The sequence below is a fragment of the Defluviitoga tunisiensis genome (assembly GCF_000953715.1).
Taxonomy (GTDB): domain Bacteria; phylum Thermotogota; class Thermotogae; order Petrotogales; family Petrotogaceae; genus Defluviitoga; species Defluviitoga tunisiensis.
Window position 1 is genome coordinate 1,258,143 of the sequence record NZ_LN824141.1, and the last position, 20,110, is coordinate 1,278,252.

Below are 20,110 nucleotides of genomic sequence, written 5' to 3' on the forward strand. Positions count from 1 at the left end.
CAAAAATGCTAAAAACATGGAGGGATTGTTGTGAACTCAACTTTAAAAGAAGAAGTTTCGATAGTATTATCAGGAGAGGCAGGTCAAGGTATTCAAACCATAGAAAGTTTGCTAACCTATATCTTAAAAAGAGAGGGGTATTATGTTTTCGCTACAAAGGAATATATGTCTCGAATTAGGGGTGGAAGCAATTCAACTGAAATTAGGGTAAGTTCGAGACCTGTGAACAGTTTTGTAGAAAAAATTGATATCTTGATTCCGTTATCAAAAAACTCAGTAACGCATTTAGGAAAACGTGTTAGTGACAATACATTTATTGTTGCAGATAATGAATCATTAAAATTAGAAATGGATAATTTAATAGATGTTCCTTTACTCAAAATAGCGAATGATTTGGGAAACCCGATTTTTGCAAATGTTGTCGCTGTAGGGGTGGTTCTAGGACTTTTTGGTATTAGAATAAAAACAATAGAAGATTATTTAATTGAAACGTTTGGTCAAAAGGGCAAAGAGATAGTAGAAGGGAATATACAAGCGGCTTCCAAAGGTTATCAAATAGGAAAAGAATTACGAGACAAAGGAAAAATAGTTATCGATATTGAAACTAACGACCAACTAAAAGAAGATTTATTATTGAGTGGTACCGATGCAGTAGCTTTAGGTGCATTAGCTGGAGGATGTGACTCGGTTTTTGCTTATCCTATGACTCCTGGTACCGGAGTTTTGACAGCTATGGCAAATTTTTCAAAAGATTTTGATATAGTAGTAGAACAGGCAGAGGATGAGATAGCTGCTATTAATATGGCTTTAGGTTCATGGTATGCTGGTGGAAGGGCTATGGTTACAACTTCTGACGGAGGTTTTGCCCTTATGGAAGAAGGAGTGTCGTTAGCAGGTATGATTGAATCGCCTGTAGTTATTCATTTAGGGCAACGACCAGCTCCAGCAACTGGCTTACCTACTAGAACGGCTCAAGAAGCCTTAAATTTGGTTATTCATGCAGGACACGGTGAATTTCCAAGAATCGTTTACGCCCCTGGTACTTTAGAACAGGCATTTTATTTAACACAGAAAGCATTTAATATGGCAGATAAGTATCAAGTGCCTGTTTTTATTTTGACAGACCAATTTTTTGTAGATTCATATTCAAACGTTAAAAAGTTTGATTTATCTGATATTAAAATAGAAAAGCATTTTGTTGAAACAGATGAAGATTATAAAAGGTACGATTTAAGTAAAGCAGTAAAAGGAGTCTCGCCAAGAGGAATTCCTAATTTTGGGAAAGGATTGATTGTTGTAGATAGTGATGAACACGATGAATATGGGCATATAACCGAAAATCTTGAAATAAGGGTAAAAATGGTTGATAAGAGATTAAAGAAGTTTGAAGCTATTAATGATGAGATAATAAGTCCCGAATTAGTAGGAGACGAGGACTACGAGTATTTGATAGTTTGTTGGGGGTCCAACTATCATGTAGTAAAAGAGGTTATAGAAAGTATTAAAGATAAAAAGATAGCGATGCTTCATTTTTCCCAGGTCTTTCCTCTTGATAAAGATGCTGTTAAATATCTTGAAAATGCAAAAAAGGTTATCGATGTTGAAAATAATGCTACTGGTCAGTTTGCAAGATTGTTTAAGGCTGAAACAGGAGTAAGTATCGACTCAAAAATTCTAAAATATAACGGTATGCCTTTTTCTGTAGAAGAGTTGAAGGTTAAAATAACCGAAAAATTGAGGGGGAATTATAATGTCAAATAGACAAAATCTTTTCACTTTTGAAAATGAAAAGGAACTTGATATTGCTTGGTGTCCAGGGTGTGGAAACTTTGGGATATTGAATATTCTAAAAAAAGCGTTGGAGGAAATAGAAGAGATCACTCCCAATAATTTGGTGGTTGTTTCTGGAATAGGCCAAGCTGCAAAGATCCCTCATTATTTTAAAAATAATACTTTTAACGGACTACATGGACGGGCACTTCCTGTTGCAGCGGCAATAAAAATGGCTAATCCTGAGCTTTTTGTTATCGCTGAAAGTGGAGATGGGGATATGTACGGAGAAGGAGGAAACCATTTTATTCATAATATCAGAAGAAATATTGATATTACAAATATAGTCCATGATAATAGGGTATATGGGTTAACAAAAGGTCAGGCTTCTCCAACCACCCAAAAAGGGATGGTTACGCCTGTTCAGGTAAATGGTGTTGTTTCAGATCCTTTCAATCCGATAGCGGTTGCGATTTCTAATGGGGCTACTTTTGTAGCAAGGGCTTTTGTAGGTGATGTAAAAGGTACAAAAGAGATTATAAAAATGGCGATCCGGCATAAGGGTTATGCTTTGGTTGATATATTTCAACCTTGCGTCACTTTCAATAGAATTAATACTTATGCTTGGTTTAATCAGAATACATATAAGCTTGGCGAAGATTATGATCCAACAGATAAAATTAAAGCACTTGAGATTGCTTTTCAGGAAGATAAACTGGCACTTGGAGTTATATATCAAGAAGATGGAAAACCAACTTTTGAAGAACAATTAAATGTTTACAAAGAAAGTAAAGAGCCACTGTATAAAAGGCAGAGAGATTTAAAAGAAGTTGAAGCATTTATAAATTCGATGAAATAAGATTTGAACTAAAGTCAGGTTTTTTTAAAAGGGTATCTATGTCTCGGATACGGATTTTAAACGTTATAAACGAGAAACCTGTACGCCTAAAACAGAAGACGCATGATAAGAGCGCATCTACAAAACAACAACATTATAGTGGAAAAATCAAAAAAGAGGGATGAAAAATTGAAAAGAAATATGTTCCTTTTATTTGTGTTTCTTTCTTTTACTATCTTGCTAATATCTCAAGATATTAATTTACCTGTGTTTCCAAAAGGTGAGCTAACGATTTCACAAGATGGGAAATCTATAACTATACCTATTGAAATTGCAGATAACGATGAATTACAAAGCTTAGGGTTAATGTATAGAGAAGACATTCCTAAGGAGTATGGAATGTTGTTTATTTTTCCTACTGATGGAATAAGAGGTTTTTGGATGAAAAATACATACATAGCCCTTGATATTGCTTTTATTAATAGTGAAGGAATTATTTTAGAGATTAAAACGATGGAACCTTGTAATAGTGAAAACTGCCCGGTATATACCATTTATAAACCATTCAGATATGCTCTTGAGGTTAAAGCAGGTTTTTTTGAAGAATACGGTTTTAAGCCAGGGGCTAGAATTCAATGGCGTATTAACAATAGGTCTATTAATTGACATTTGAATTTTTTAAAGATATAATTACTATGGATATTCCAACGTTTAATTATTATAAAAATTAATTTGGAGGCGTGTACCGAATCGGCTAAGGGGCCGGTCTCGAAAACCGGTGGGGTTTATCCCCGTGTGGGTTCGAGTCCCACCGCCTCCGCCATAAAAGAACTTAAATATTGATACAATACAAACTCCTTGATTTCAAGGGGTTTTGTTATTTTTAGGGATAAATTCAAGATGATTTTTCTATATTTGCACACAGTATTGCTAAATTATGCACACGGGTGTGTAGTTTTCTATTAGATGGGTGCATTTTTAGCGATATGGTTATATCGAGTCGATTCCAAGGAAATGTAGAATTCTTAAATATAAGCCCTAAAGATGGCTTCTTCACCTGGAATTAATATGTTTAGATTTAAAGGTAAATTTTATGTTATACTGCTAGATTAAATGGTATATTTATAATTAAGTAGGTGATAAGATGAAAATGCAAAATCCACATGATAAGTTTTTTAAAGAAACTTTTTCAAAAGTATCAGTGGCGAAAGATTTTTTAAATAATTACTTGCCACAAAGTATTATGAATGTTATAGATATAGATACGTTAGAACCATAAAAGGATAGTTTTATAAATGAGGAACTTGAAGAGGGTTTTTCGGATTTGCTTTTTAAAGTGAACATAAATAAAAGAGAAGGATATTTCTATTTTCTATTTGAACATAAAAGCTATGCTAGTAAAGATATTGCATTTCAACTGCTTAAATATATGATAGAAATTTGGGATTCAAAAATTAAAAAAGAAGGAACTAATGAACTACCAATAATTATTCCATTTGTAATATACCATGGGAAAGACAACTGGAATATAAAAACCACTCTTGGAGAAATGATAAATGGATATGAAGAACTTCCAAAGGACATAAAAAAACATGTTCCAAATTATGAATACTGGTATGAAAGTAAAATATAGTGTGTCACGAGTGAGCTTCCTGGTATAATTATATTGAGAAACAAAAACTTATAATGTTTTTAGCGAGAAGATACCTGCACCTACTCGTATTTTTATTTATAGAAAGATGGTTGATGAAAATTCTAGAAAGGCTATGGATCAAAAGAAATATTCAAAAAAGTATAATGAGTTAGTTGAAAGATACAGACAAGCCCAAGATGAATTAAATGAAATTGAAGAAAAGCAACAAGAAAACAAAGTTAGAAAAGATAGTATAGATACCTTTATAGACAGACTTAAAAACCAAGATACAATTTTAACAGATTTTGATGAAACTTTATGGATTTCTACTATAGATAAGGTAGTTATAGAAGATGATATTACATTCTACTTCAAGGATGGAACTAAAATTAAACAGGAAATGATATGAGAAATTAGAACCCGCTGGTTTAAAGGTTATAAAGCCTTAGACTAGTGGGTTATTTTTTGTTTAAAATAAATTTAATAGAAATTAGTTAATATATATGATAGAATAAAGAAAATTAATGATATGTGATTAAGATAATTGAAGGATATGTGTAGGATTATGTGACATATAAAAAGTATAGAAATTTAATTAAAGAATAATTTGAAAGCGGGATGTTAAATTGGCAGGATATCAAAATAGAGAAGAATTAATTCTAGAAATTTCAAATCGTGCGAATTGTTCATTGAAGAATTTAATGATATTAATGAAAAAGATAAAGATAAGTTAATTGACGGAGTTGACAGAACACCTGCTCAAACGATTGCTTATCAATTGGGTTGGATGAATATCATCCTAAATTGGGAGAGTCAAGAACAGCTAGGATTTGTTGTCACCACACCCACCCAACATTATAAATGGAATAATCTTAGTGGTTTATATGAAAGTTTTTATAAACAATTCGAGGGATATACTCTAAAGGAGTTGTGTACTATGTTTATAAAGGCTGAACAGCAAATTATTGAATTGATTAATAATTATACAGATATTGAATTATTTCAGCAAGGGTGAAAAAAGTGTGATATTAATAGACTCAACCAAAAAATATTTAGACTACACCTTAGGGTGCTTTCTGAATTGTATGATATCTTTTATTCCCTTATCATTGCACAAGATTACGAATTTGAACCCGATTTGTCCGATATGAAAAACTTGTCTATTGTAAATTATATAGTGCGTCTAAACCTCAGAACAGGTTCCCCGTTCGATCAATATTTACTAAAATCAAAAAAGTAATTAAATATATTGTAAAGAGAGGGCGAAAATTATCATGTCAACGCTTGTAGAAATTAACAAATATTTAAAAAGTAAGATTGAAGGTGCAAAAGAGGATTATGCAATACCTAAAAGGTGGATGCCTGAAGGATACAGTGGAAAAGTAAGACTTTCGGGGAGAAAATTTTTTGTAAATCCGTATGAATTCATTTCAAATATTATAGATGATATTGTTAGTAAATCTGATAGAGAAAAAGACTATACCAAGCCTCTTTCTTTTTTGTGTGGAGAAAAGAGTTCTGATTGGATTAATACAGATATAGTCTATGGTGCTTTTGTTCGTGCTACTGCAGCCTATGTTCATGATCAAAAAACGCTTTTTGTTCCTATAGATGAGAAAGGATACACCGAATCAGGGACATTTTTAAAGATGATAGTTTTACTTCCTTATTTTGCTCAATACAATGTAGATTGTATTTATTTACTTCCTGTCACACAATCCAGCGATAAATTTAAAAAAGGAGAAGTAGGTTCTCCATATTCGGTTAAGGATTTCTTCAAGATAGAAAAGAGTTATCACGATACGTTATTAGGAAACAAGTTTTCTAGTGATCAAGAGTTTGCAGCCTTTGTTGAAGCTGCTCATATGGCCGGAATGAGGGTAATGCTAGATTTTGTTCCTAGAACGGCAGCAAGAGATAACAATTTAATACTTGACCATCCTGACTGGTTTTATTGGATTAGTATCGATGAAATGAATGATTTTGCTCCCCCTAAAGTAAAAGAATTAGGATTTGTTCAGCCAAGCAAAGATAATCTGGAAGTGATATACAACAACGAAGAAGTAAAAAGACATCTTAAAAAATTCGATTGGGATCCTAAAACAAAAAATCCTGTAAAATGGGAAAATTTTGTTAGGAAAAATAGGGATAATCCAAACTTTTTAGATGAAATTGCAAAAGAATTTAAGGTTGTAACCGTTCCAGGATTTTCCGATTGGGTAAATGATCCTCAGCCTGCATGGGAAGATGTAACTTTTTTGAGATTATATTTATCGCATCCTAAAGAAGCATTAAAGTATATAGATGAAAAAAATCAACCACCATACGTACTTTTTGATGTAGTAAAATCCAGTCTCTTTCCTGGAGAGGTTAAAAATGAACAACTATGGAACGTAATTGCAGATATTATGCCTTTCTATCAAAAAAATTTTGGTATTGATGGTGCCAGGTTAGATATGGGCCATGCCTTGCCAGATGAGTTAGAGCATGAAATAATTAGCAGAGTAAAGGCATATGATCCTTCATTTGTAATAATTGCCGAAGAACTAAATATGGATAATCATTTAAAGGCAAAAAAGAATGGCTATGATGGGATTTTAGGAAATTCCTGGTGGGCAGAACCACGAATAGAAGAAGGCGAATTTAAAAAGTTTATATCAGAAGTTACACCCAAACTTGCTGTTCCTACTTTTGCAACAGCGGAGACTCCTGATACTCCAAGGGCAGTTACTAGAAAAGGTGGAGAAATTTTTTCTAAATTGACTGCGGTTGTAAATACTTTTCTACCTAATGGAATAACTTTTATAAACTCTGGATATGAGATTTTTGAACCTCAGCCAATGAATACAGGTTTAGATGTTGAAGATCCTATGGAAGAAAGATTTAAAAATCTACCACCTACAGACCAGTTTTATGGCAAATTAGCCTTCTTTGATTGGTATGTATTGCATTGGGACACCAGCCATCACATGGTTAAATTGCTAACATTATTAGGGGAACTTAAAGAAAAAAGTAAAAATATTTTAAAAAATGTAGAAAATTTTCGCTTCATAGATTTCACCGAAACTGCTTTTACAATGTTTTGGTGGGATGGTAAAAATGGCATTATTATACCTATAAACGTTGATTTCAATAATCCTTATTATTTTGACATTGATGTGGGATATTATACATGGCGAGGTTCACATAAGGTTTTTACTAAGATTGAAAATTATAGAAGAGGAGAAAGTAGTTGGGAGATTCATGATGCTCATTTGAGGGTAACAATTAATCCCGGTGAGGCAAGGGTATTTTTTATAGAATAATATTTAATTATGTAAAAAGTTGATTTAAACAGATGTTGAGACGCCTACAAAGGCGTCTTTTTTATGTATTTATATTTCAGGACTTATTTAAGTTTATAAATTCACAAAATTCAAAATATAAATAAGCAAAAAATTATAAATTTCGTTGTTAATTTAAAATATTCCAGTTCATTCTTGTTTATTTTGGTTTCATGAGTATTGCTAAGAAACAAGTTTCATATTATTATAGTAAATGTGTACCAGCATAACTTGTTAATAGATTACCAAAAATAACTGGTTCAATTAATTAAAATAATAAATAGCCAGTCTTTTTATACTATTAAAGACTCATTAATTATATGAAAGGGGACAGAAAGATATGAAATATGGATATTTTGATGATAATAGAAAGGAATATGTCATAACCAAACCACAAACTCCATATCCGTGGATAAATTATTTAGGTTGTGAGGCATATTTTTCACTAATATCTAATACAAGCGGAGGTTATAGCTTTTACAAAGATGCGAGTAAAAGGCGACTTACTCGTTATCGCTATAATAATGTCCCCACAGATGCAGGCGGAAGATATTATTATTTAAATGAGGGCGGAGATATTTGGTCTCCAACCTGGGCTCCTGTGAAAAAGGCTTTAGATGAATACGAATGTCGTCATGGTATGGGATATACGATAATTAGTAGCAGATACAACGACATTTCTTGCGAAATTTTATACTTTGTACCTTTAGAAGCTAATTGTGAGATTCATCAAATTAAAATAAAAAACGAAAGCAATAGAAAGCGAAAATTTAAATTGTTTTCTTTCATTGAGTTTTGTTTGTGGGATGCTTTTGATGATATGAGTAATTTTCAACGAAATTTTAACATCGGGGAAGTTGAGATTGAGGGATCGACAATCTATCATAAAACTGAATATAGGGAACGTAGAAATCATTATTCATTTTTCACCGTTAATCAAAAGATAGATGGTTTTGATACAGATAGAGAAAGTTTTATAGGCTTGTATAATGGATTTAATGAGCCAGAAGTGGTAGTTACCGGCAAATCAAAGAATTCGGTTGCAAGTGGTTGGTCTCCAATCGCGTCTCATAGTATTTTTTTCGAACTCTTACCAGGCGAAGAAAAAGTTTTAATCTTTCAATTAGGGTATATCGAAAACCAAAAGGAAGAAAAATGGGAAAAACCTGGTGTAATCAATAAAAATAAAGCGCATTCACTGATTGAACAATTTAACACAGAAGATAAGGTTCAAGAGGCTTTTATAAGATTAAACAGATATTGGAACATGCTCTTAGATAATTTTACAGTTCGATCTCAAGATGAAAATATGAACAGAATGGTTAATATTTGGAACCAATATCAATGCATGGTAACTTTTAATCTTGCCAGGAGTGCTTCTTATTTTGAATCTGGAATAAGTAGGGGGATAGGTTTTAGAGACTCAAATCAAGACATTCTTGGAGTCGTTCATATGATACCCGATAGAGCAAGAGAAAGAATTTTGGATTTAGCTGCAACACAGTTTGAAGATGGGAGTGCTTATCATCAGTACGAACCCATTAGTAAAAAAGGTAATGATGCAATAGGGAGCGGATTTAATGATGATCCTTTATGGTTAATCATGAGCACAGCAGCATACATAAAAGAAACAGGTAGGTATGACATTCTTGAAGAAAAAGTTCCATTCAATAATGGCAAAGAAGCAATTCTATTCGATCATCTCAAGGCTTCGTTTTGGCATGTTATTAATAATAAAGGGCCTCATGGATTACCTTTAATTGGGCATGCTGATTGGAATGATTGCTTAAATTTAAGTTGTTTTTCAGAAGAACCAGGAGAATCTTTTCAAACTTTGAGCAATAAAAAAGATAGTCAAGCAGAATCTGTCATGATAGCGGGTATGTTTATAACTGTTGGTCCTGATTTTGTAAAATTATGTGAGCATCTGGGGGAAAAAGAGCTTGCCCAAGAAGCTATGAGACATATTGATGAGATGAAAAGAAGCATAGAAAAATATGGTGTTGACCCCTCATGGTTTTTAAGAGCGTATGATTATTTTGGTAATAAAGTAGGGAGTATAGAAAATGAAGAGGGACAAATTTATATAGAACCTCAAGGATTTTGTATTATGGGGGGAGTTGGATTAGATAATGGTTTTGCAAAAAAGGCTTTAGATTCTGTAAAAGATAGACTAGATACACAATATGGTCTTATTTTATTAGATCCTACCTACAAGTCATATCATATCGAACTTGGCGAAATTTCTTCTTATCCTCCTGGATATAAGGAGAATGGGAGTGTTTTCTGTCATAACAATCCTTGGATTATGATCGCAGAAACTATTGTAGGAAATGGTGAAAGAGCATTTGAATATTATAAAAAGATAGCGCCAGCTTATTTAGAAGATATTAGTGAAATTCATCGGACAGAACCGTATGTTTATGCTCAAACAATAGCTGGTAGAGATGCAAAAAATCATGGAGAGGCTAAAAACTCATGGTTAACTGGTACGGCTGCATGGAATTTTGTTGCGATAACTCAATGGATACTAGGTATTAGGGCAGATTTTGAAGGTTTAGTTATAGATCCTTGTATTCCGTCCGATTGGGATGGATTTCAAGTTAAACGAAGATATTTTGGAGATGTTTATAATATTACCGTAAGAAATCCACAACATGTAGAAAAAGGGGTAAAACAAATTAAACTAGATGATGTAGCATTAGAAAAGAATATTATTAAACCTATAAAAGATGGGAAAACTCATAAAATAGAAGTAATTATGGGATAATAGTACTTAATACCTCCTTGAAACAGTTTAGCATAAAAGAAACCGCTACTTTTATTGAAAAGTAGCGGCTTCTTTTTAGAAATCCAAGTTATTTCGCATAATTTTTCAGTTTCTGAGCTTCTTCTTGAACAAGTTCAATTAAAGCTTTACTACTAATTGTTGCGCTAGATATTGTATCAACATCAATTTTATCATAACTCAAACCTTCAAATTGAGATAAAAACGTATTATCTGTGATCTTATCACCCAGGCCAGGTGTTTCATTTTGTTCAAGTACACGTACACCTTTAAGAGTTCCGTCTATATTTATACCAACCGCAGCTGTTATTGGTCCACCAAATCCTTTTTTACTACCAATACCAACATAACCTATAACTTTACCATTTTGAATTACTTGATAGACATTTTCTTCCACTTGTTTGAATTGAGAGTTTGGGAAGATTTCTTTGAACTTTGCCATAGGTCCGGTTTCTTCTTGGGCACCGCTTTTTGCTTCCCACCATTCATTCAAAAGCTCTGCAGCTTTAGCTGCCATATCTCCAGTAATTCTTCCACAACGTTCTCTTTGTTCATTACTATTTGGTGCATATCCAGAAACCTTGAGCCATTGTTGCTTGGAAATATTACAGTTTACACTACCTGCAACGCTTTGTGGAAATTCTACATCGCTTAAATATTCATCAACCAAAAACTCATGATTTACAGCATATTTGTTAGAAATATCTGTGGGTAAAGGAGTGTTTTTATAGTATTCTACCAGTGCAAGGGCAATAGGAGCATACTCTTTTCCCGTGATGAGATTAACTGCAGCAATTGAACCTAAAACTGAACCACATACACTTTCTTCTCCAAGAATTCCGCCTCTTCCAAAGTGTAACATGTAGGTAGGTATTTGATTGTATGGATAACCAACCTTCTCAGCCAAAGAGGATATAATAGCGTTGAATGCACCGTAAGCACAACCGCCGTCATAATAACCCTTATGTCCTAGTTTTCTAACTTCTTCAACATCCAGAGGTTCATAAGGCCATGGTTGTTCAGGTGCAGGACCTATTTTGGAAGGTTCAACATTTTTTTCTATCTTTTCTTCGACTGCAGAAATTTCAGATTTTAAATTTGATTCTAGATCTTTAATCATTTGAGCCAAAGAGGTAGTTTCCTTAACTTTTTGATCAAGCTGTTTTATATCTTCCTGAATCTTGACTAGTTGGTCTTCTGTAGCCAAATCCTTGCGAATAACAGGTGTTGCAACCAAAAATCCAACCAAAAATCCTAGAGCCACTGCTAGAATAATAGATACTACTCTCCCAGACTTGCTATTTTGGTTCATAATACCGCCTCCAATCTGAATTTTATAGTATTTGGGGATTACAAATATTACTTATTATATAAGATTTTTTTCAGATATTGTTCGTTTCTTCACTAATAGAAGAAGAAAAAAATCCTATCCTACAACTATTAAGCAGCTTTAAAAGAAATATATATGATGAATAGGAAATATTACAATTTTTGGTATTGTATTTATGAATGATTTATGAGAATTAATCATATTTTACTTAATTATATCATTTTTTCTTAGCTTGTTCCACTAGATTCATAAGATTTAAGAAAAATTATTTTAAAATGTGTGATAATTACTTTATTTTCTTGAGTAACTAGGAATTATAAGGGGATGAAGAATACAACTTTTTGAAAGTAAAAAATACTGGAAAGATTCAAGTTAAATAAAAACATTAAATCTAAAGGAAGTATTGAAACTACTTAAAAATTAATAACAAGTGAGGAGATTAAAGAGTAAAAACTAAGAGGGGGAAAATGCTAGTAAAGAAGTTAAAAAAAGCCTTAAAAATAAAATGGCTCCGGGTGAGGGATTCGAACCCCCGACCTAGTGGTTAACAGCCACCCGCTCTACCGCTGAGCTAACCCGGAATAAAAATTGCAGATTATATGTGTTAATCTTGATTCTTGATGTTTCTGAATACCAGAAAAGATTATATCACTTAAATATTGTTTTGTCAATACATTTTTTCTAGTTCTATACTATTTATGTATAACAAAGTTCTACTCTTTTGCTGAGTAATAGCACCTTTTAGGAGAAATAACTTTACCTTCTTTTTTTAATTTTGTTATAATAGAACTCACTTCTTTACTATCCATATTAAGACTCTCAGCAATATCACCAGGTTTTAAGGGCTTATCTGAATTTTTTAAGAATTCTAATATCATTTTTTCTTTTTCGTTCATTTTGCACCTCCAGTTAAATGAAGTTTAAAATATGTATGAGTTTTAAAAGTCCTAACTAACTATTTTAATACGTCTTTTTGCAAAAACAACAAATTAAATATCTAATCAATTATACTAAATTTAGAGTGATTTATCAACAATTTAGTAGAAAAAATTAGTGAAATGTGTCAAAATAAATAAATTTGTTAAATATTCTTCTTCATCTGTTAATATTATCGTTTAAAACCCCCTGATTCATGTTGCAATGAAACAAGTTTCAATATATTATTATAATAGTACAACTAAATTCTAAGAGAGTTATGCACCTCTCACTTTATGTGGGTTAGAGTATATTGTTCTTCTAATATCCACATTTTATTGTTTATTTCACGGAGGTGAACCTCCGTGAAATTTTTAAAAAATGCCTGCTAAATTTATTTACAATAAATAAACATTAATCGTGTTATTAATAATTCTAAATTTTGGTTATTAAAATGAGTTAAAAATAATTTGTTATTAATTTCATTGATTTTAGAAAAAATATGTTGAAAATAAAGATTTTGAATTTAAAAGGGTAACAGGACGTAGCTCTCCCCATCCTTCGGTACAAGTACCAAAAAGTTGTAAATGCAAATTACCGTTTTTGAATTTAAAAAGGTAACAGGGCGTAGCCCTTCTCCATCCTTGGGTATAATACCCAAAAAGTTGAAATTGCAAATTACTTTTTTTGAATTTAAAAGGGTAACAGGACGTAGCTCTCCCCATCCTTCGGTACAAGTACCAAAAAGTTGAAATTGCAAATTACTTTTTTTGAATTTAAAAGGGTAACAGGACGTAGCTCTCCCCATCCTTCGGTACAAGTACCAAAAAGTTGTAAATGCAAATTACCGTTTTTGAATTTAAAAGGGTAACAGGGCGTAGCCCTTCCCTATTCTTTGGTACAAGTACCAAAAAGTTGAAATTGCAAATTCCTTTTTTTGAATTTAAAAGGGTAACAGGGCGTAGCCCTCCCCATACTTTGGTACAAGTACCAAAAAGTTGAAATTGCAAATTACCGTTTTTGAATTTAACAGGGTAACAGGGCGTAGCCCTCCCCATACTTTGGTACAAGTACCAAAAACCTAAAAAGTTAAGATAGGGACTTTAGAATTTCTAAAGTGTGAGTATATGAAGATGCAAAGGAGGTTTTCATGTATGTTTAAATCAAAGCTTATTAAGAAAGGTGTTTATATTTTCTTTTTGGTCATGTTTTTATTCGTATTGACAACAAGTACAGTCTTTTGTAGTTCCAATACATATGTTAATTTGTTAGGAAATGAAGGTTTTACAACAGAGTTGTCTAAAAATCAGCCTGATGAAAGTGGATATCTTGATAGTGAAAACAGTTGGTCACTGTTCTTAAATCATGGGGAAGGGTTGGCGGAAGCTAAAATTAGTAACGAAATTCTAAAAGTCATTGTGACTGATCATGGACCAAATCAATGGTCTGTTCAATTACTGCAATCACCAGTCACGATTGAGAGAGGAGGTAAGTATAAAATAACCTTTGATGCCAAAGCAGAAGGCATGCAATCTTTAATGATTAAAGTAGGTGGAATAGCATCAAGAGGTTGGACAGCATATTCACAAAAACAATTTGACTTATCTCCACAATGGCGAAGCTATGAAATGGATTTTACAATGTATCAAGGTACTGATGAAAATGCTCGTTTTGAGTTTTGGTTTTTGAATAACGGAGTGTATTACATAGATAATGTGAAATTAGTGAAAATAGGTGAAGAATTCCTGCCAGAGGAAGGCTGGTTAACAGAAGAGGATGAAGACAAAGTGGAAAACTGGGTATTAGTTTGGGAAGAGAATTTTGATAGTATAAACCCTGATATCTGGACTTTTGAGATTGGAAGTCCTGATTGGGATGGAGATGGAGTGCCTGATCGTTGGGGTAACAATGAACTACAGTATTATACAGATAGAAATGCTTACGTAAAAGATGGAAAACTAGTCATTACAGCTAAAGAAGAAACCGTTTATGATATGAATACAAGATTTGATTATACTTCAAGCAGAATGATCACAAAAGGTAAGTATGAAGTGCAATATGGAAGGATGGAAATTCGAGCTAAATTACCAATTGGTCAAGGTATTTGGCCAGCTATCTGGATGTTAGGCAACGATATAGATTTCAATACATGGCCAGCATGCGGTGAAATAGATATAATGGAATATTTGGGGCATCAGCCTAATATCGTTTACGGAACTGTTCACGGTCCTATTTCAGGTGGACCTGGTGTAGGGTCTTATTATACCTTGGAAGAAGGGACTTTTCATGATGATTTCCATGTTTTTGCGATGGAGTGGGATGATGACGAAATAGAATTGTATGTTGATGATGATTTGTATCTTGTAGTTAATAAATATGAGATGGGTGAAGCAGATTGGGTATTCGATCATCCATTTTTCTTCATTCTTAATGTTGCTGTTGGCGGTAATTGGCCTGGTTATCCTGATGAAACCACAGTTTTCCCACAAATAATGGAGGTAGATTACATTAGGGTCTATGAAGACACCGATTCAAGAACTATTTCTGGACTGGAAGTCTGGGATTGTGAATATGAAAAGATGATCAAAGAAAAGAGAGGATCTATTACATATACTGAAGGAGAAGTAGTAAATGGAAACTTTGAAAGAGATATTGTAAACAAGCAGGAAGAATCCCCTGATGATTGGTACATCTGGGTTGGAGAAGGTGGAAAGGCTTCAGGAAAAGTTGTTAACGGAGAATTTAGAATGGATGTTGAAGAGCTGGGAAATCAAACATGGTCTATTCAACTAGCACAATTTATTAAGCTAGTAGCAGGAGATTATGTTCTTTCTTTCAAGGCTCGTGCTGATGTTCCAAGGGATATTCTTGTTTTGGTTCAACATGAAGGAGGAAGTTGGACTGTTTATGGTGAAAAGTATGCTGAATTAACCGAAGAAATGCAAGAGTTTACTGTAAATGTTTCACTTCCTGAAGATGATATTCCTAAACTTTCTTTTAATTTTGGAAAGACTCCAAAAGGTGTGCCAACTACTGTGTATATAGACGATGTATATATAAGACCAGCAGACTAAAGTAGACAAAAGCTTTGTAGAGATTGATTTGTGTCATTTTAAAAAATAAATTTTCACAGCTGACATGACAAATTTTGTTTTGAAAGTATTAGCGACTTTAGAAATGAAGATTTTCTAATAATGGAATTTTGAATTTCTAAAGTTAGTAATGTGAATATTGAGAGTATTGAAAGGAGGTTCAAAAATGGTTAAGAGAAAGATCTTTATCTTTATGTTCGTTTTACTTATGTCTTTAAGTTTAGCTAATTCTAATGATACTAAATCAAACCTTGAAGACATGTTTGATTACTCTTATCTTTTAGTTCCTCTTGCGGTTAAACCGTCGGTTGCTGGAACTTTGCGGGTTATAGAACATGAAGGCATAAAAACTATAGGAGATCAAAATGGAAATGTGATTCAACTGAGGGGTATGAGTACTCATGGGTTACAGTGGTATCCAGAAATATTAAACGATAATGCTTTTGCTGCCCTTTCAAACGATTGGGGAGCTAATGTCATTCGATTGGCTATGTATGTTGGTGAAGATGGATACGCAAAAGATCCCACAGTGATGAAAGAAAGGGTGATAAAAGGTATTGAACTAGCAAAAAAACACGATATGTATGTCATAGTAGATTGGCATGTTCATATTCCAGGAAATCCTTTAGCTGAAATTTATAGTGGAGCTTATGATTTCTTTGATGAAATTTCAAACCTTTATCCTAATGATCCTTACATCATTTATGAGCTTTGTAATGAACCTAGCAGTAATGATGGAGGTATTCCTGGTGGAGGGGTTCCCAATAACGAAGAAGGTTGGCAAATTGTAAAATCGTACGCAGAACCCATTATCGAAATGTTACGCAAGAAAGGGAATGAGAACTTAATTATAGTAGGTAGTCCTAACTGGAGTCAAAGGCCTGATTTGGCAGCTGATGATCCAATAGCTGATAGCAACACTGTATATGCAGCTCATTTTTATGCAGGTACACATAAACCTGATCCTAACGATTATGTGATGAGCAATATTTTGTATGCATTAGAAAAAGGGGTACCGGTTTTTATTTCGGAATGGGGAACAAGCGAAGCTACTGGGGCCGGTGGACCGTATCTTGAAGAATCTGATAAATGGATCAGTTTTCTAAACAAACAGAATATAAGTTGGGTTAATTGGTCACTTACAAATAAAAATGAAAGTTCGGGTGCTTTTAGACCATTTATCAGTGGACAACACGAAGCTGCCAGTCTTGATCCAGGAGAACAACAGATTTGGGATCCTTATGAACTCAGTGTCTCTGGTGAGTATGTCAGAGCGCGTATTAAAGGTATTTCTTATCAACCTGTTGACCGAGGAAAGAGTATTATATGGGATTTTAACGATGGTACCACACAAGGTTTTGTAGTAAATAGTGATAGTCCTATCAAAGATTTAGTTCTTCAAAATGAAAAGAAAAGACTGAAAATATCGGGTTTAGATTCTAGTAACGATGTTTCAGAAGGTAACTTTTGGGCAAATGCACGTATTTCCGCAGATAACACAGCAGTGAGAAAGGATATTTTAGGTTGTGAAGAATTAAAAATTGATGTTTTTGTTACAGAACCAACGACTGTTGCAATAGCTGCTGTTCCACAAAGTGCGACTCATGGTTGGGCTAATCCTAACTGCGCTGTAAAACTAACAGAAATTGATTTTGTGAAACAAGAAGATGGCCTTTACAAAGCAACATTGAGTATTACTACGGAAGATGCACCTAACTTGGGAGTAATTGCTACAGACCCTAATGATAGTACCTTAACCAACATCATCCTTTTTATTGGAACAGATAATGCTGATACCATTTTTCTCGATAATATCGCGATATTTGGTGAAAAGATGGTCACCCCTGTTGCACACGCTCCTTTAGGAGTTGCAAAATTACCTTCCGACTTCGAAGATGGTACACGTCAAGGTTGGGATTGGGATGGAACATCAGGGGTAAAGAGTGCTTTGACTATAGAAAATGTAAACAATTCTAAAGCTCTTTCATGGGAAGTAACGTATCCAGATGTCAAGCCAACGGATGGTTGGGCCAGTGCCCCACGATTAATCCTTGCAAATATAAACACAACTAGGATTGATAACAACAGGTTTGCTTTTGATTTCTATTTAAAACCAGAAAGAGCAAGTAAGGGAGCTATATCTATAAACCTGGCTTTTGCGCCACCAGCTTTAGGTTATTGGGCTCAAGTAAAAAAAACTTACGACATATCTTTAGAGGAACTGCAAGCTGCAGAATTAACAGAAGAAGGATTGTATCATTTCAAGGTTTCTTTTGATTTAAATGACATCGCAGATAATAAGGTTATAGGACCTGACACTGTTTTAAGAGACATAATAATAGTGTTTGCTGATGTAGAAAGTGATTATTCTGGAAAAATGTATATAGATAATATCAGGTTTGAAAAGTAAAAAGAATTAGTATTTTGTTAATTTTTGTGTGTTTAATTTATTAATTTAAGTAAAACTTCAAAAATTTAATTTTATTGGAGTTATTTGCCTCTAAAAAGACTTAAACCTTACTCTAAGTATGTAATTATGTTTTGAATGTAAACTGTTTCATAATAGAATGTAAATGATGAGAAGTTTTTTAGGAAGGGCCTTCCTTAAAAGAGATAAGTACCAAAAAACTGGAGGTGAAGAAAGTATGAAAAAAGGTTTTATGGTGTTTCTTTTATTGGTGATGTTGGTTACTGGGGGAGTAATGCTCGGACAAGTAACCCAGATTCCAAGGAATGAAGCTGTATATGTTGCCGGTTTTCAATGGGGACCACCAACATCGGACAACCCATTTACAGGATCTCCAATGACATTTGTATCAGACCCAAGGCAACATATTTGGATATATGAACCGCTGTTTACATGGGATTTTCTCAATGGGAAATATGTTCCAATTTTGGGAGAATCATACAAGTGGTTAGACGATATGCGCTTAGAAGTAAAAATAAATCCAAAAGCTTATTTTCATGATGGAGAACCCGTAACTGCTGATGATGTTGTATATTCCTTTAAATTTGGACAAAAATACCCAGTAGGATTACAGATTTGGGAATGGTTGAAAGATATCTACAAAGTAGATGATCATACAGTTATCTTTGAGATGAAGCCAGAAAATCCAAATCGTTTGATGGTTGAAGATGCTATCGGTGCAACATTCATTATTCCAGAACATATTTGGTCAAAAGTTGAAGCAGATAACGGATATGACATTGTAAAGATAAGACAGTTTAGAAATGAAAATCCTGTTGGATCAGGACCTTACAAAGTGTTTCATGAAAGTCCAGAAACAATTATCTTAGAAAGAGTTGACAACTATTGGGGTAACGAAGCACTACACGGTGGCAAAAAGCCATCAGCAAAATACATAGTTCATCCTATTTTCAAGAGCAATGACGAAGGTAACTTAGCTTTTGAAAATGGTGAAGTAGATATATCTCAAGAATTTATACCCAGAATTTGGGAAGCATGGGAAAAGAAGGGACTTCCAATAGGAACATGGTACAAAGAAATTCCTTATTATGTTCCAGCAACAATGCCTTCCTTATGGTTCAATGTTCACAAATATCCATTAAGTTTACCGGAAGTAAGAAGAGCAATTGCTTATTCAATAAACTATGCAAGAATTGCCGAATTGGCTATGTCTAATTATTCTCCAGCTGCTCAGGCTAGTTTGATCATGCCTTATGGAGGAGAGGCTAAATATTTCAATGAAAGTTTAGTAAAACAATACGGTTGGGAATACAATCCTCAAAAAGCAATTGAAATATTAGAAAAAGAGTTAAAAGCTACAAAAGGGAAAGATGGCATATACGTATTACCTGATGGAACAAGACTTGGCCCATTTAAGGTTGAATGTCCATATGGTTGGTCAGATTGGAATGCTGCATTACAGATAGTAGCTCAATCAGCTAAAGCTGTAGGAATAGATGTTCAAACTTCGTTCCCAGATGCGCCTATAGCATACGACAATAGACAAACAGGAAACTTTGACATGACAATGTGGACACCTTCTTCACCATGTCCAGCACAACCATGGTTGAATTTCCAAATTGTTATGTATTCAAAGGGAGTAGCAGAATTTGGAAAATTAGCATACAGCAACTTTGGAAGATATAAGAATGAATGGGTAGATCAATTAATAGATATGATACCAAAAGTTACAGATGAAAATGAGTTAAAGAATCTATATAACGAACTTGATCAAATTTACAGACAAGATATTCCAGTTATTCCACTTATGTACAGACCTTGGACTTTCTATGAGTTTAATGAAACACATTGGACTGGATGGGCAACTGCTGAAAATCCATATGCACCACCGATGCCATTAGTTGGTGCAGGTATGGAAATGCTTTGGCACATCCAACCTGTGAAATAGTGATAAATAGTTGACAAGGTACATAGAAGTTCATGGGGTGGATAA

12 protein-coding genes, 2 tRNA genes and 1 pseudogene are annotated in these 20,110 nt (G+C 33.6%); 12 read left to right on the forward strand and 3 right to left on the reverse strand.

The window, feature by feature from the left end; all coding sequences use genetic code 11:
- Positions 1-30 precede the first annotated feature (30 nt).
- From DTL3_RS05825 to DTL3_RS05865, 9 genes and pseudogenes are all read left to right on the forward strand, one after another.
- Entirely contained in the window at positions 31-1,761 is a 1,731-nt protein-coding gene (locus DTL3_RS05825; RefSeq protein ID WP_045087918.1) for a 2-oxoacid:acceptor oxidoreductase subunit alpha, read from the forward strand.
- Positions 1,751-2,629 (forward strand): thiamine pyrophosphate-dependent enzyme, encoded by an 879-nt coding sequence (locus tag DTL3_RS05830; protein ID WP_045087919.1) that lies wholly within the window; start codon positions 1,751-1,753, stop codon positions 2,627-2,629. The genes DTL3_RS05825 and DTL3_RS05830 overlap by 11 nt, the downstream gene beginning before the upstream one ends.
- A 168-nt stretch (positions 2,630-2,797) precedes the next feature.
- Positions 2,798-3,274: a DUF192 domain-containing protein gene (locus DTL3_RS05835; RefSeq protein ID WP_231853942.1), complete on the forward strand. Its 477-nt coding sequence runs from the start codon at positions 2,798-2,800 to the stop codon at positions 3,272-3,274.
- A 68-nt stretch (positions 3,275-3,342) separates the two neighbouring features.
- Positions 3,343-3,431: transfer RNA gene (locus DTL3_RS05840), tRNA-Ser, on the forward strand.
- A gap of 327 nt (positions 3,432-3,758) precedes the next feature.
- A pseudogene (locus tag DTL3_RS05845) lies at positions 3,759-4,241 on the forward strand (Rpn family recombination-promoting nuclease/putative transposase).
- A 106-nt stretch (positions 4,242-4,347) separates the two neighbouring features.
- Positions 4,348-4,650 carry a hypothetical protein gene (locus tag DTL3_RS05850; protein WP_045087920.1) on the forward strand — a complete coding sequence of 101 codons (303 nt, stop codon included), beginning with the start codon at positions 4,348-4,350 and terminating at the stop codon, positions 4,648-4,650.
- Between the two features lie 273 nt (positions 4,651-4,923).
- The gene (locus DTL3_RS09545; RefSeq protein WP_197539508.1) at positions 4,924-5,256 is read left to right on the forward strand and encodes a ClbS/DfsB family four-helix bundle protein; all 333 of its coding nucleotides are present in this window, start codon (positions 4,924-4,926) and stop codon (positions 5,254-5,256) included.
- Between the two features lie 259 nt (positions 5,257-5,515).
- Positions 5,516-7,546 carry an alpha-amylase family glycosyl hydrolase gene (locus DTL3_RS05860; RefSeq protein ID WP_045087921.1) on the forward strand — a complete coding sequence of 677 codons (2,031 nt, stop codon included), beginning with the start codon at positions 5,516-5,518 and terminating at the stop codon, positions 7,544-7,546.
- 358 nt (positions 7,547-7,904) lie between these two features.
- Positions 7,905-10,334 (forward strand): glycoside hydrolase family 94 protein, encoded by a 2,430-nt coding sequence (locus DTL3_RS05865; protein ID WP_045087922.1) that lies wholly within the window; start codon positions 7,905-7,907, stop codon positions 10,332-10,334.
- An 88-nt stretch (positions 10,335-10,422) separates the two neighbouring features.
- Here the strand turns inward: DTL3_RS05865 and DTL3_RS05870 are convergent, their stop codons facing one another.
- The 3 genes from DTL3_RS05870 to DTL3_RS05880 all read right to left on the reverse strand — a co-directional run bounded on the left by DTL3_RS05870 (position 10,423) and on the right by DTL3_RS05880 (position 12,578).
- Positions 10,423-11,664, reverse strand: coding sequence for a C-GCAxxG-C-C family (seleno)protein (locus DTL3_RS05870; protein ID WP_052670400.1), 1,242 nt, complete (start codon positions 11,662-11,664; stop codon positions 10,423-10,425).
- A 524-nt stretch (positions 11,665-12,188) separates the two neighbouring features.
- Positions 12,189-12,263, reverse strand: a tRNA-Asn gene (locus tag DTL3_RS05875).
- Positions 12,264-12,395: 132 nt separating this feature from the next.
- Positions 12,396-12,578: a winged helix-turn-helix transcriptional regulator gene (locus tag DTL3_RS05880; protein ID WP_045087923.1), complete on the reverse strand. Its 183-nt coding sequence runs from the start codon at positions 12,576-12,578 to the stop codon at positions 12,396-12,398.
- Between the two features lie 1,173 nt (positions 12,579-13,751).
- Here DTL3_RS05880 and DTL3_RS05885 point away from each other — a divergent pair.
- The 3 genes from DTL3_RS05885 (at position 13,752) to DTL3_RS05895 (ending at position 20,065) form a co-directional block, all read left to right on the forward strand.
- On the forward strand, positions 13,752-15,671 hold the full coding sequence (locus DTL3_RS05885; RefSeq protein WP_045087924.1) for a carbohydrate binding domain-containing protein: 1,920 nt from the start codon (positions 13,752-13,754) through the stop codon (positions 15,669-15,671).
- A 184-nt stretch (positions 15,672-15,855) separates the two neighbouring features.
- Positions 15,856-18,099 carry a carbohydrate-binding domain-containing protein gene (locus DTL3_RS05890; RefSeq protein WP_045087925.1) on the forward strand — a complete coding sequence of 748 codons (2,244 nt, stop codon included), beginning with the start codon at positions 15,856-15,858 and terminating at the stop codon, positions 18,097-18,099.
- Between the two features lie 235 nt (positions 18,100-18,334).
- Positions 18,335-20,065 carry an ABC transporter substrate-binding protein gene (locus DTL3_RS05895; RefSeq protein WP_045088649.1) on the forward strand — a complete coding sequence of 577 codons (1,731 nt, stop codon included), beginning with the start codon at positions 18,335-18,337 and terminating at the stop codon, positions 20,063-20,065.
- Positions 20,066-20,110: the final 45 nt, after the last annotated feature.

Excerpts from the sequence above, each read along its gene's own strand:
- DTL3_RS05830 (WP_045087919.1), top strand. The coding sequence starts at position 1,751 with ATGTCAAATAGACAAAATCTTTTCACTTTTGAAAATGAAAAGGAACTT.
- DTL3_RS05850 (WP_045087920.1), top strand. The coding sequence starts at position 4,348 with ATGGTTGATGAAAATTCTAGAAAGGCTATGGATCAAAAGAAATATTCA.
- DTL3_RS05860 (WP_045087921.1), top strand. The coding sequence starts at position 5,516 with ATGTCAACGCTTGTAGAAATTAACAAATATTTAAAAAGTAAGATTGAA.
- DTL3_RS05865 (WP_045087922.1), top strand. The coding sequence starts at position 7,905 with ATGAAATATGGATATTTTGATGATAATAGAAAGGAATATGTCATAACC.
- DTL3_RS05870 (WP_052670400.1), bottom strand. The coding sequence starts at position 11,664 with ATGAACCAAAATAGCAAGTCTGGGAGAGTAGTATCTATTATTCTAGCA.
- DTL3_RS05880 (WP_045087923.1), bottom strand. The coding sequence starts at position 12,578 with ATGAACGAAAAAGAAAAAATGATATTAGAATTCTTAAAAAATTCAGAT.
- DTL3_RS05885 (WP_045087924.1), top strand. The coding sequence starts at position 13,752 with ATGTTTAAATCAAAGCTTATTAAGAAAGGTGTTTATATTTTCTTTTTG.
- DTL3_RS05890 (WP_045087925.1), top strand. The coding sequence starts at position 15,856 with ATGGTTAAGAGAAAGATCTTTATCTTTATGTTCGTTTTACTTATGTCT.
- DTL3_RS05895 (WP_045088649.1), top strand. The coding sequence starts at position 18,335 with ATGAAAAAAGGTTTTATGGTGTTTCTTTTATTGGTGATGTTGGTTACT.